The 13,786-nt window shown below is 40.9% G+C and carries 10 protein-coding genes; 5 read left to right on the top strand and 5 right to left on the bottom strand.

The window, feature by feature from the left end:
* Window positions 1–544: 544 nt before the first annotated feature.
* Window positions 545–778: a YgdI/YgdR family lipoprotein gene (locus AB3G37_RS03520; protein ID WP_009639320.1), complete on the top strand. Its 234-nt coding sequence runs from the start codon at window positions 545–547 to the stop codon at window positions 776–778.
* A 465-nt stretch (window positions 779–1,243) separates the two neighbouring features.
* Here the strand turns inward: AB3G37_RS03520 and AB3G37_RS03525 are convergent, their stop codons facing one another.
* The 3 genes from AB3G37_RS03525 to AB3G37_RS03535 form a co-directional block, all read right to left on the bottom strand.
* Window positions 1,244–1,636 (bottom strand): helix-turn-helix domain-containing protein, encoded by a 393-nt coding sequence (locus AB3G37_RS03525; RefSeq protein WP_369789725.1) that lies wholly within the window; start codon window positions 1,634–1,636, stop codon window positions 1,244–1,246.
* A 696-nt stretch (window positions 1,637–2,332) separates the two neighbouring features.
* Complete coding sequence (locus AB3G37_RS03530; RefSeq protein WP_369789726.1) at window positions 2,333–3,241, bottom strand: SDR family oxidoreductase; 909 nt, start codon at window positions 3,239–3,241, stop codon at window positions 2,333–2,335.
* A gap of 133 nt (window positions 3,242–3,374) precedes the next feature.
* On the bottom strand, window positions 3,375–4,109 hold the full coding sequence (locus tag AB3G37_RS03535; RefSeq protein ID WP_369789727.1) for a pirin family protein: 735 nt from the start codon (window positions 4,107–4,109) through the stop codon (window positions 3,375–3,377).
* A 249-nt stretch (window positions 4,110–4,358) separates the two neighbouring features.
* Between AB3G37_RS03535 and cho the strand changes: the two genes are divergently transcribed.
* The gene (gene cho, locus AB3G37_RS03540) at window positions 4,359–5,198 is read left to right on the top strand and encodes an excinuclease Cho (protein WP_369789728.1); all 840 of its coding nucleotides are present in this window, start codon (window positions 4,359–4,361) and stop codon (window positions 5,196–5,198) included.
* A gap of 11 nt (window positions 5,199–5,209) precedes the next feature.
* Here the strand turns inward: cho and AB3G37_RS03545 are convergent, their stop codons facing one another.
* The gene (locus AB3G37_RS03545) at window positions 5,210–5,629 is read right to left on the bottom strand and encodes an NUDIX hydrolase (protein WP_369789729.1); all 420 of its coding nucleotides are present in this window, start codon (window positions 5,627–5,629) and stop codon (window positions 5,210–5,212) included.
* A gap of 588 nt (window positions 5,630–6,217) precedes the next feature.
* Between AB3G37_RS03545 and AB3G37_RS03550 the strand changes: the two genes are divergently transcribed.
* From AB3G37_RS03550 to AB3G37_RS03560, 3 genes are all read left to right on the top strand, one after another.
* Window positions 6,218–6,622, top strand: a complete 405-nt coding sequence (locus AB3G37_RS03550) for a transcriptional regulator (RefSeq protein ID WP_369789730.1) — start codon at window positions 6,218–6,220, stop codon at window positions 6,620–6,622.
* Window positions 6,623–7,028: 406 nt separating this feature from the next.
* The gene (locus AB3G37_RS03555) at window positions 7,029–7,877 is read left to right on the top strand and encodes a fumarylacetoacetate hydrolase family protein (RefSeq protein WP_009639313.1); all 849 of its coding nucleotides are present in this window, start codon (window positions 7,029–7,031) and stop codon (window positions 7,875–7,877) included.
* Window positions 7,878–8,701: 824 nt separating this feature from the next.
* Window positions 8,702–11,137 carry a glucose/quinate/shikimate family membrane-bound PQQ-dependent dehydrogenase gene (locus tag AB3G37_RS03560; protein ID WP_369789731.1) on the top strand — a complete coding sequence of 812 codons (2,436 nt, stop codon included), beginning with the start codon at window positions 8,702–8,704 and terminating at the stop codon, window positions 11,135–11,137.
* Window positions 11,138–12,901: 1,764 nt separating this feature from the next.
* Here the strand turns inward: AB3G37_RS03560 and araC are convergent.
* Complete coding sequence (gene araC, locus AB3G37_RS03565; RefSeq protein ID WP_369789732.1) at window positions 12,902–13,777, bottom strand: arabinose operon transcriptional regulator AraC; 876 nt, start codon at window positions 13,775–13,777, stop codon at window positions 12,902–12,904.
* Window positions 13,778–13,786 lie beyond the last annotated feature (9 nt).

Raw genomic sequence — 13,786 nt, forward strand, 5'->3', positions numbered from 1 at the left:
CCAAATTATTTGGCTCTCTAATACCATGCCTGAATAAAAGACTATTTGACGGTGCTAATGCAAGTCCCGTGGGTGTTAAGTTATATTAATAGCTTCTGCCAAGATAACTCGTCTAAAGAAAGATAATTTTTTTAGACGATATTAAAAATAAAGAATACAAAGTGGCTGAATTTCAATAATCACAGTTTGCTTAGTTAAATGAGTGATTAGCCATGTGAAGATTAATTTTTCACAATATTATCCTGAACATAGATAAGCATCCTTCCAATCTTGGCTTATTTCTACAAAATTCACATAATTAGTAAGCTAAGGTGGTTAATACTTCGCAATTCTATCGATTTTTTAGATAGTAAATGTGCTGAATGCCATTAAAATTACCACTGTGTTTTCTGAAAATTTAGCCAATTGCTAAAACCTTTGCCCTGAAAGCTGGGGGAGATCAGGTAACAAGTACTGATATAACAACTTGAACCAAGAAATTTGTCAAAATTGTCCTATACTGTTTACTTAACAAAAATTGAGCTTACAAAATAGGATGATTAGTATGACTAAAAAATGGCTACCCGCTGTGGCTTTAACAGCCTTATCTGTTCTGTTTGTTGCTGGTTGTTCTTCCAACCAGGCCATCAAAACTACCGATGGTAGAACCATAGTAACTAAAGGCAAACCTCAGATTGATTCTGATACTGGCTTAGTTTCTTATCAGGATGCCGAGACAGGTAAAACTCAGCAGATTAACCGAGATCAAATCACTAATATGAGTGAGTTGAACAACTAATCTTTGGCTTCGTCTTAGAACAGTGTTAAGAAAAACTATAAAACCTTTTAGTTAACGGTTTTATAGTTTTTTTGTTTAAATTACGTGGGTAAGTTAATAAATGAAATTGAAATATTTAGGATTTTCATCTTATATAACACTATAAATATTTGTCACTTATTAAAAAAATGAATTTTTGAGTTTTTAAAATGATATTCTCATGATGTCGTATTCGTGATTTCTAGAAGCCCAGTGTTATATGTTTATTAAAATTAAATATGACAATCCGCTACTAGCAATGATTTATAAACTGAAAGAGGATGACTTGCAGCCTTTAAGGTCAATGCACTTAACGGATATAAGGGCTAAGATTATCTTTAGCTGTTTTTAAGTCGGGCTAAATGTATCAAATACTTGCGGAGGAATTTTATTAGTTTTTTTTAAATTTATTGAAGTCATTATTTAAGTTTTTTTTGCGATTGCGCTTTAAATTTTAATGTCAGTCCTGGCCTGAAGCAGCTCAGCAAAAAGTTTATTGAATTCTTCGACTTTGTGTTTGAGATTTTCCATATGCCGCTCTTTTTCTGACTCAGGCAGAAAAGCAAAAAGTTGCAGCAACTCAAGTTCGCGTTCTGACAAAGTGGTGGCGAGTTCTTCTACTGGAACGGGTGAATTGTCTGTATCACCATATAAAATCCACGTAGGAGAGCATTTGAGCGCTTTAGCGAGAGAGAAGAGGTTTTTTCCGCCCGGGGTAGTATCACAACTCTCCCATTGTGAAATTGTGACGTGAGAAACCTTCACAGCGGAAGCAAGGTTGCGCTGGGTTTGTTTCATTTCTTTACGCCGCAATTTAATGCGCTCACCGGGAGTCATCATGATGCGTTAATTTTAGATTTTCTTGACTTAAATGTCTCAAACATATGGATTTTAGGATATCTTAACAACTAGGTTGTCTAATTGTCTTAAAATGAACCATGCAATATTTTATAGGACCCAATATGGACCTATTCATTCTATAAGTACGATATATCGTTCAAAGAGGCCATTTAAGATTGAATGGTGTTATATATACAAATTAAAGTGGTAAGGGATTTAAAGAATTTCGAGGGGCATTTAATAGAGCTTATGTTGGTAAAATCTTTCGATGATAGGCTAAACAATGAGTTTGAAGAGTGCTTGCAAATATGATGATATAAATGTGTCAGTAGGCTGTTGATGATTCTCAAAAAAACAATGATAATGCGTTGCCATTGAATAATGGCATGAGATCAAAGCTGATTTATTTTTCCTAACGCAAGTGGTTTGTTAATAAATAACCATCAGTGATGGTGGTAACTCCAAATTAAAATCCGCTAATGTGAATTGGCTATGTTATTATCTTTAAATTATACAGCTTGAATTCTAACGTTATAAAATAATAATCCTCGGCCACTGCATGCATATGTGCATTATGGAGGCCGAGGATTATTTATGTTGCATATCTGAAATACTACTGCTGCTCAAATAAATCAAAGCTAAATAGAAATACAGGCTGCAAGCTATTCAGGTAATTTCCAGTCAAATAAGAGTACTTTACACAGTACCGGTGCCACCGTCAGAACACCACACCTGCCCTGAAGAGTAGCTGTTGTTCGTTTCAGCAAAGGTTACATACAGCGGCGCAATTTCAGCGGGCTGGCCCGGACGGCCAAGTGGTGCTTCTTCACCAAACACCTCCACTTTTTCTTGAGGTTGACCCCCGCATACTTGTAGAGGAGTCCAGTATGGGCCAGGCGCAACCGCATTAACTCGAATACCATCCGGACCAAGCTGTTTTGCCAGCGCTTTGGTGAAAGCAGCTATTGAAGCTTTAGTCGATGCATAATCGAGCAGGATATTACTAGGCTTATAAGCCTGTACTGACGTGGTGTTAATAATCGATGAACCACGTGGCAGATATTCTACGGCAGCCTTGGTAATCCAGAACATTGCGTAAACATTAGTCTTAAATGTTGCATCGAATGATTCAGTCGTCAGATCTTTAATTGATTCACTGAATTGCTGACGCCCTGCGTTATTAACCAGAATGTCCAGACCGCCTAATTCTTCAGCCGCCTGTTTAACTAATTTTTTACAAAATGCTTCTTCGGTAATATCACCAGGGATTGCTACTGCTTTACAGCCAGCTTCTTTTATCAATGCAATGACTTGTCTTGCATCGGACTCTTCCTCTGGAAGATAGTTAATGGCAACGTCGGCCCCTTCACGAGCATAGGCGATGGCCACTGCACGACCGATACCGGAATCACCGCCCGTTATCAGTGCTTTACGGCCTACAAGCTTGCCGCTGCCTTTATATGTTTTTTCTCCATGATCTGGCACAGGTGACATCTCACTGACTAAACTGGGGAAGGGTTGTTTTTGCTGTTTAAATGGTGGAACAGGATAGGAATCAACGTGGTCCTGAATTAATGTCTTGTGGGGACTTTGCTTATTGGTCATAAGGTGCTCCTTCCATTTTGAGTTAAACATGAATAAAGCTTAGAACAAAAATTCCGTCCTTGAAATTTTTAGGACTGTTCTTCAAAAATTGCCTTTGTCATTAAATGAAAGTGTTCGTCTCTGATGAAGTTTTTTATTGTCCACTAATAGATCCTTCCATGATTGCTTTCGCATCTATATCGACCAAAAAACAAAGCAAAGTAGTATTTCCAGTTGACTCAATTTCTGGCAGTGCGATATCACTGCTGCTAATGGCATCTCCTTTATAAAGTACAGTTTTATCGAAACTTATTTCACCATCCATAACATATAAATATTGTACATATCCTTGATGCTGCGGCACTTCTATTTTGTCATTATGTTCGAGGCGAGTGTCATAAATATAAACTGACTGACGGATTTGAAGCGGGGTATTTTCACCTTCGGGCGCGGCTAAGAGGGTCCATACACCAGTTTCAATACCATTGGGCCGTTCCATAAACTGCACTCTTCCTGGCAGGTTGGCTTCGCGTGGCCGAATAAAAATTTGTAGCATCTCTACGGGAACGAGAGGTGTAGTTTCTTCATGCCAGAAACTGTTGCCTGCGTTCATCATCATCAGCTTTTTTGGCGAAAGCGGGGTACGGTTTCCTGATGAGTCTTCATGGACCATTGAGCCCTGCCATATATAGCTGAGAATTTCGTCATTGACGTGTTCATGCATGCTAACCATTGTGCCAATATTCAGGTTAGCGTGATCGATTACACTAAGTGGCCCTAGTGCATTATCCGCGTTGCCAGGGAAAATCCTGCCGGGTCTCATGCGGCGAATTTTAAAAGGTCCATATTCGAAAGATGATTTTGGTTCAGCGCGTAAAACGTTAAACATAGTTTTTCCCCTCGAAAGTTGCTCGAATTGCCTTAATAAAATGGATTACTTGCCGATTAGCATGGCAGTTTTATAGAACTTTGCCTTTCCCCAGCTGAAAATTTATCACAGCAGTTGTGTTTCTAAATTGGTGATAATCAAACTGCAATAGATGTGAACATCGTGGATCTTGAATACTGTATGAGTATTCAGTATTATCATGTTTGTCTAATTTTCACTCGGTAATCGCCTCGTTATTTGAATGACCCTATGCCAAACGAAAACACGTCTCTGCTGTATCAATATCCTGAACATTTACGCTATACGCTCGATACACTGCCCACAAGCTGTGGGGTCTATGTTTTTTATGGTCAGGATAATACCTTTCCGCTATATATCGGTAAGAGTGTAAACATTCGCAGCCGTGTGCAATCGCATTTTAGAACGGCTGGCGAGGCCAAATTACTACGCATGACCAGCAGTATTGCTTTCTTCGAAACTGTCGGCGAGATTGGGGCCTTACTTCTTGAGTCTAAAATGATAAAAGATCAGCGACCTTTATTTAACAAGAGGTTGCGTATAACTCGAAAGCTATGTTCTCTAAGAGTCACTGCAGGGGAAACCCATATTATTTTCAGTAATGAAACAGATTTCTCCATCGCCGAAAATTTGTATGGCTTATTCAAAACCAAATTTGCTGCAATTGAAAAACTGAGAGAAATTGCCGACGAAAAGTGCTTGTGCTATGGCGCATTGGGACTCGAAAAACTCTCAGCCAATAGAGCCTGTTTTCGATTTTCTCTGGGGCGTTGTGCAGGGGTTTGCTGTGGAAAGGAGAGCCTTGATGTTCATCAATTACGTCTAAAAGAAGCTCTGGAGGCGATAAAAATCCGCAGCTGGCCTTATCCTGGGCGAATTGCGATTGAAGAAAAAAATGGTAGTCAAAGTGATTTTCACGTGTTGAATAACTGGTTTTATTTAGGAACGGTCAAAACGTTGGCAGCAGCAAAAGATCTACAAATCCCGCCCCCACATTTTGACCGCGACAGCTATAAAATACTCTGCCAGTACGTTTTCAAGAATAAGTTACCCATCATATTGATTGATTGATTGAACATTTTTTATGAGTTTACAACTCCGTTGTATCCGTGAATGCCGTATTGATCAATCAGGGTTCTTAAGGGAGCAAATAACGGTTCGGGCAGGGAATCGATAGAAAACCATTGCCAACCTTCGCATTTCTCTGGTTCCCGTAAAACAGGCTCACCTTCAGAGCAAAGACTCAGCATAAACAGTGTGACGTAATGCTTGTCGATTTCTGGAAATACATTGCTGACGTAGGGTCCTGCTAATAGTTTGCCAGTGCTAATACCGGTTTCTTCCCAGGCTTCCCTTATCCCACAGATTTCGGGCGTTTCTCCAAACTCAAGATGGCCTCCCGGCGCAGACCAATCCCCCGCGCCATGGCTACCTTTACGTCGACCTAGTAGAATTTTCCCCTCGCGAAAGATAAGAACTCCTATACCTATTTGTGGTGACATAAGAAACTCCTTTCTTAGATTAAGTGATGTCCGCCATTGAGGCTAAAAGTATGCTTTAAGCTTTACATCAGGTAAACATTATATTGACTCTAAAAGTTTAAAAATCACATTGGCTATTTTAATTATCTGGTTGTAGATCGAAAAAATTACTATTCTTTTGTTTATTGCCAATTGAATAGCCTGAGGCTATAGAGAGTAGGGCAGCCTGATAAAGGAGCATAAAGGTTATCTGAAAGGAGTTATTTTAGGTGTTTTTGCAAAAATGTTCTTTAGATTGTCTTGGTTATTCTTATTTACTACTTTTTTTTCTTATTTTTAATGAAAACGACTCCAGAAGTGCTGGTAAGAATTATCTTATTTTATATTAAGGGATTCAAGCTGTATGCGACTAGCATGATGGTAAACGAAGCTAATCATACCTCAAAATCACTCACTAATGTCATCGATTATAACCTATTGATTTAAGTCACGTTAATTAACTTTTTTTATAGTTAACGTTAATCAGGCTAAAAATCATCGGAAGCTGATGGTTAACTTTTTTTTAGATGAATTCCAAGTTTAGAAATATTTATTAGAAGAGGGTGGGGTATGAAAAGAATAAACATTACGAATAATATTTATTACTGTCAGGAAAAACATGCTTTTTGTGACAAGACTGGTTCTATTTTACGTTTAACTTATTCTCAGGGGAAGTTATTTGAACTCATTGTCATGCATGGGCAGCAGCAACCCGTTAACAAAGAGTTATTGATTCAAATAATTTGGGGTAAGGCAGCACTCTTCGATTTTTCCCCCGCAATTAATCAGAAAATTTATACGTTAAGGAAGGAGCTTAGAAGCCTTAATCTTGAAGACCTCATTATAACTATTCCTCGTCTAGGATATAAAGTTAACTCTGATTTTACTATAACAGAAACTAATAGCCCTGATTCTGAGGTGGGGTTTTGGCGCTCTATGTTAAGAGTTTTTTTTGCTGGCTCAATTAAACATTAGAGCGGTGGCTCAGTTTTTATTATGCCTTTTTGTTCTTAAGGTAAATAGTATCCTTGACTCAATGCAGGGAGGTGAAATTAGAGGATGTCTAATAGATGAGATTTAATGCCTGATAATCACGGCATGGAATTAATCAATTGCATGCCTGTATTAATCTTTTTGAAATTTATTTTCTACAAAAAATAGTTTAGACCATTAATTTCACTAATAATAAATCAATAATCTTAAGTTTGACTGTGCATTATGGGTAAGTCTATGCGAAAATTACGCACACTTGATGTGCTGAAGCAATTTGCTCGGTCGCCATCTCGTGGTTTTTTACACCAGGTGGTCATTTTAGCTGAATAAAGAGATCTGATAAGCAACTGAAATTAAGGTTGTTTGTGCTGTAGATCTAAGGAATTTTATGAAATTAGCAAGTTTTTATCGCCCACAGTCAAATGAAAAGTCATACGGAATTGTTACTGAACATGGCATTATTGATGCCGGAAAACGATTTGGCGACAAGTATTCAACCCTTCAATCTCTGTTGAATGATAATGCGTTGAGCATCTTGCAAGAACTGGTTAGTTCTCCCGTTGATTATCCAACCGAAGATATTGTATTTTTACCGGTTATTGAATCACCAGGAAAAATCTTTTGTGTTGGAATGAATTATTCCGATAAAAGAAAAGAGTTCGAAGAAAATAACAATGCACCCACTCTATTCATACGTTTTCCAGACACTTTCAGCGCGCACAAAGACAATCTTATCAAACCTGCAAGTAGCGATGAGTTTGATTATGAAGGTGAATTAGCCGTTATCATTGGTCGTTATGCCAGCGAAGTTAAAAAAGAAAACGCACTTGATTATATTGCGGGCTATAGCTGCTTTATGGATGCTACTGTTCGAGATATGCAACATACCTGGTTTACGGCGGGTAAAAACTGGCGTCAAACCGGTGGCTTCGGCCCATGGTTAGTGACCAGCGACGAGATCACCGATCCTCAAGCTTTGCCCATCGAGACTTTCCTGAATGGAATGCGTGTGCAGAACGACACTACTGGAAATATGATCCATTCAGTATCGGATATTATCGAGTATATTTCTCGCTTTAGCCCACTATCTCCTGGCGATGTTATCATCACAGGTTCACCGGGCGGCGTTGGCAAGAAAAGAACTCCACCTTTGTTTATGAAAAGCGGCGATGTCATAGAGGTTAAAATCGGCGGTATCGGCACCTTGACTAACCAGATCGTTGCTCAGACAGTCTAGCGTACCTAAATATTCAGAAAGCCCTCAGGCTAATGCCTGATTAAATAGTCTAATACTTAAAATTATTATTATAAATAAAGGCTTAATGAGATTTCCTTCAGTTATTCGGGGAGGGGGTCTCATTGTCTTTAGTAGCAAATCCCATCAATCTTCTATTATTTATTGGCTCGCTTAGTCAGTAAACATCTACCAAAAAAGTTACAGCGTGCCTGTTACACATTCTGAGCTCTCCTATTATAACAAGCCCAAAACGGCCACCGCGCTGACACCTAATTTCTTAAAGACATACCCTAACAGTGCTTAAGTTACCGATGTGCGTAATGCCTTCTGCCAGACCAATAATAGTACCAAGCCAAAAAGTATAAATATTAGCCTAAATTCCAGTGAAAACATCAGGGTTTGGGCTGGTGTAAGAAATACGTTTAAGTTGGTTCGTTTGGTTAATATTTTGTTTCGTATGGCATTTTTTTAGGCCCTTTTACCTTCATAATGAACTTTAAAATGCTATTACCGCAGGTAAGTTTGTCATTTTGTGTCATTAATATTTTTCTGTTACTGGTTTTACCTACGATTAGTCTTACAGATAAACCCTCAATTAACATGGATAACTTTATGAATAACCTCACATTTATGATGGTATTGTACAAAGTTGTTAATAAATTGCTCTTAAACAGTTATAGCGTTAACACTGAAATGAATCAGGTGGTACAATGCCGCGCTCACGTTTTGACGCAAATATAATATTTTAGTCATACTTGAGTGGCTAGTCGTCACTATTACATTTGTAATTACTATCAAAAAACATAATTTCGGAGAGTGCCTGCATGTCTGGATTAAATTCCCAGTCGAGTCCCATACTCAGGCTATGGTGTTGTATCTTAGGGGTTATTCTTACTGTCAGTGGCCTGTTTTTTGCCATTGAAGGTGGGAAGTTGGTTTCACTCGGCGGTAGCTGGTATTTCTTGATTGCCGGCATCGTGATGGTTCTTTCTGCCATTCAATATTTCCGTGCCAAATCCTCCGCTGTCGTTCTGTTCATTCTGGTGTTCCTCGGCACGCTCATCTGGTCAATCTGCGATGCTGGCTGGGATTTCTGGCCCCTGATTTCTCGTCTGATGGTTCCGACAGGCTTTATGCTATTGGGTTTCGCGACCTGGCCAACACTGCGAAAAAAAGAGGGTAAATCAAGCTTCGCTAAACTTTCATACGTGTTTACCGCCGTATTGGTTGTAGGCATGGTTACTGCTTTTGCGCAGATGTTCCAACCGCATCCCACTGTTGCTTTCAAAGGCGATGAACTGCCTTTGATACCCGTTGATAAGGCAAAACAGCAAAAAGATTGGAGTAACTGGGGTAATACTTCCGGTGGCGATCGCTTTGTGGCGCTGGATCAGATTAACCGTAACAATGTTAAAGACTTAAAAGTTGCCTGGACCTTCCATACTGGTGATACGCCAATCAGCCCGGGGGGCAACGGTGCTGAAGATCAGGAAACTCCGCTGCAGGTCGGCGACAAAGTTTTCCTGTGTACTCCGCACAACAACGTTATCGCTGTTGATGTAGATTCTGGCAAGCAAATCTGGAAGCGTGAAATCAACGCACAGGCACAAGTCTGGAATCGCTGTCGTGGTCTGGCTTTTTTTGACGCCACCAAACCCGTTGCACAACCAACAGTCCCAAATTCTACTCCGGTACCTCAGGTTTCATTGGCTGCGGGTGATACTTGTAAACGTCGTATCCTGATGAACACCATCGATGCACGTTTGGTTGCGATCAACGCCGATAATGGTGAATTCTGTGCAGACTTCGGCAACAATGGTGTTGTTGATCTCAAGGCTGGCCTGGGTGATGCTGCCGATCCTAAATACCAACTGACTTCTGCTCCGACTCTTGCTGGAACTACAGTTGTTGTTGGTGGGCGCGTAGCGGATAACGTACAAACCGACATGCCGGGTGGCGTGATCCGTGGTTTCGACGTCATTACGGGTCAAATGCGTTGGGCGTTCGACCCGGGCAATCCTGATCCAAATGCAAAATTGCAACCGGGCCAGACTTTTGTTCGCAGCACGCCAAATTCATGGGCACCAATGTCTTATGACCCGGCAATGAACACTGTGTTCATGCCAATGGGCAGCTCATCTGTTGACCTTTGGGGCGCAAACCGTAACGCACTGGACCACAAATATGGTGCATCCGTGCTAGCAGTTGATGCGACTACTGGTAAAGAGAAATGGGTTTATCAGACTGTACATAACGATCTGTGGGATTTTGACTTGCCTATGCAGCCAAGCTTGATCGATTTCAAGCTTAAAGATGGCACAACTAAGCCTGCTGTTGTTATCGGTGCCAAGACCGGTCAGATCTTTGTTCTCGATCGCCTCACTGGCAAACCGTTGACTGAAGTTAAAGAATTGCCGGTCAAGACCCGCGATATCCCTAACGAACAGTACTCTAAAACTCAGCCGTTCTCAGTCGGTATGCCATCAATCGGTAACCAGAAACTGACAGAATCGGACATGTGGGGTGCTACTCCATTTGACCAGCTGATGTGTCGTATTAGCTTCAAATCAATGCGTTATGACGGTCTGTTCACCGCGCCAGATACTGATAAGTCTCTGAGCTTCCCAGGTTCTCTGGGCGGGATGAACTGGGGCAGTATGTCCATAGACCCGAACAACCATTACATGTTTGTTAACGACATGCGTCTGGGCCTTTGGGTGCAGATGATCAAGCAGAACAACAGCAAAGTTGCAGCCAGCAATGGGGGCGAATCTGTTAACACCGGCATGGGGGCTGTTCCACTTAAAGGAACTCCGTACGGCGTAAATAAAGATCGCTTCATGTCTCCGCTGGGTATTCCGTGCCAGAAACCACCATTTGGTACTTTGTCTGCGATTGACCTGAATACTCAGAAAATCGTTTGGCAGGTTCCAGCCGGTACTGTTCAGGACACCGGTCCGTTCGGGATCAAAATGATGGCGCAGATGCCTGTGGGTATGCCAACTCTGGGTGGTACTCTGGCAACTCAGGGCGGCCTGGTATTCATCGCGGGTACTCAGGATTATTATCTGCGCGCATTCGATGCTTCAACAGGCAAAGAAGTTTGGAAAGCACGTTTGCCAGTAGGCAGCGGCGGCGGCCCGATGAGTTATGTTTCACCCAAAACGGGTAAACAATATATTGTTATTTCAGCAGGTGGCGCACGTCAGTCACCAGACCGTGGTGATTACGTGATTGCCTATTCGCTGGATAATAAATAGATTTTGGCTGTTAGTTAAATAATTAAAGCCCTGGCAGATTGACTGTCGGGGCTTTTTTTTACTGCAAATTGTCTGAAAAGGGGTGCTCTTGAATCCATGCTTTCGCACCATCGGGCGGGAGAAAACTCCCGCCTTTGGGTTGCCTTACCGTTAAGAACCGCAGGCCATCATGGCCTCAATCTCGCAGCTGCCTAATGAAATACGTAATAAGCACAGCCTATTACTCGCCACCAATATAAAGATAATTAACAATATAAAGATGATCATCCGATTAAGTAGTTTGGGGATTTGCAGCATCATAGACTCCGACTCCTTGCCTTTCGGCGGGTATGAGGCTAACCTGATGTTTCTGACGCATCGAGTAGGCCTCGTTTTGATTAATTTCAATTCGGGGCTTTTCTCTTTTTGTCTTCCGCATACCGGTTACAGCAAATACTAAACGTATAAAACAGGACATCATGCTCGGGACAAAAAGATCCAGAGCACCCAAGAGCAGTGTACCAGCAAGTTAATATCAAGGCTGCGAAAATAACTTATTAAAATTAACGTTTTATAGGGGTTAATATAAGATCGTTCTAATTAACCTAATCGTTAAACTGTCTTCTACTAATATAAAGATAATGAACAATATAAAGATGATCATCCGATTAAGTAGTTTGGGGATTTGCAGCATCATAGACTCCGACTCCTTGCCTTTCGGCGGGTAAGAGGCTAACCTGATGTTTCTCATGCATCGAGTAGGCCTCGTTTTGATTAATTTCAATTCGGGGCTTTTCTCTTTTTGTCTTCCGCATACCGGTTACAGCAAATACTAAACGTATAAAACAGGACATCATGCTCGGGACAAAAAGATCCAGAGCACCCGCGAGCAGTGTACCAGCAAGTTAATATCAAGGCTGCGAAAATAACTTATTAAAATTAACGTTTTATTAGGGTTAATATAAGATCGTTCTAATTAACCTAATCGTTAAACTGTTCGCATATATTATTGTGATAATTATTTTTAATTTTAAAAGCGGCATGATCTCTACAGTGACGGTTTTATTAATTATGCCTTGGGTAATAAATAGATTTTGGCTGTTAGTTAAATAATTAAAGCCTCGGCAGATTGACTGTCGGGGCTTTTTTTACTGCAAATTGTCTGAAAAGGGGTGCTCTTGAATCCATGCTTTCGCACCATCGGGCGGGAGAAAACTCCCGCCTTTGGGTTGCCTTACCGTTAAGAACCGCAGGCCATCATGGCCTCAATCTCGCAGCTGCCTAATGAAATACGTAATAAGCACAGCCTATTACTCGCCACCAATATAAAGATAATGAACAATATAAAGATGATCATCCGATTAAGTAGTTTGGGGATTTGCAGCATCATAGACTCCGACTCCTTGCCTTTCGGCGGGTAAGAGGCTAACCTGATGTTTCTGACGCATCGAGTAGGCCTCGTTTTGATTAATTTCAATTCGGGGCTTTTCTCTTTTTGTCTTCCGCATACCGGTTACAGCAAATACTAAACGTATAAAACAGGACATCATGCTCGGGACAAAAAGATCCAGAGCACCCGCGAGCAGTGTACCAGCAAGTTAATATTAAGGCTGCGAAAATAACTTATTAAAATTAACGTTTTATTGGGGTTAATATAAGATCGTTATAATTAGCCTAATTGTTAAACTGTTTGCGTATATTATTGTGATGATTACTTATGATTTTTAATGCCAAGAAAAAGGTTCCCATGTGAAAAGCTTATAAAAAATCAAAGAAGTAATCCTACTAAATAGAGATCATATGTTCATAACGTTTTTTATATTGACGCGGACTGACTCCGACGTGATGCCTGAAAATGCGTGAAAAATAAAGTGCATCCTCATAACCTACCGCCTGAGAAACTTGGCCGATGGTCAGATGCGTGGACTGGAGCAGGTTTCTGGCGCGGTTAACACGCTGTTTCTCACGCCATGCAAAGATAGTTTCCTGCATTTGATCTTTAAACAAATGAGCCAATCGTGAGGGAGAGAGAAAAACCTGTTTTGCCAGATGTTCAATGTTCAGATCCTCGACTATATGCTCGGTGATATAATGGCATAGGGTACTAATTCGTGGATCGAGACTTTGGTGGTTGGATAAAGGTTGTAGTTTAAAGCACGATATAATTAGCCGTTCGAGTGCGTTCATTGCCAGTGCTTCGCTCAGTAATTCATTGCTGGCATTCTGCTGGATAACTTCCCAAAAACAGCTCTGAATAATCTCGGACAATGCAGGGGCATGAAGATGGGTTATACCAATATGATCTTCTAACCTGTCCCAGCGTAGCCAATCGAGCCAATAGGGACGTGGATCGAAATAGATCCATAAGTGATCCCAGTGTTCACTCGTTTCTGCACGTCCGTAGTAGTGGGCTACATCAGGTGGGAAAAGGAATAGGTCGTTTATACGGCTGGTGATATAACGATTGCCTGCTTTGATCCTTCCTTCTCCCCTTAGCGTCAAATGCAGGATATAACCTTTCATTCCTCCAGGGCGATTAATATAAAAATCGAGCTGGCTGGCTCGCGAAATAGGGGTATAACCGGCAACCAGATAGGCATTGAAAGTAAAGCTTTTCATTAGAGGTGAATAGCTCACCATATCCTGCGGGTTTAATTCCATTGTGTCCTG

This window comes from Rouxiella sp. WC2420 (assembly GCF_041200025.1).
In the GTDB taxonomy this organism is placed as follows: domain Bacteria; phylum Pseudomonadota; class Gammaproteobacteria; order Enterobacterales; family Enterobacteriaceae; genus Rouxiella.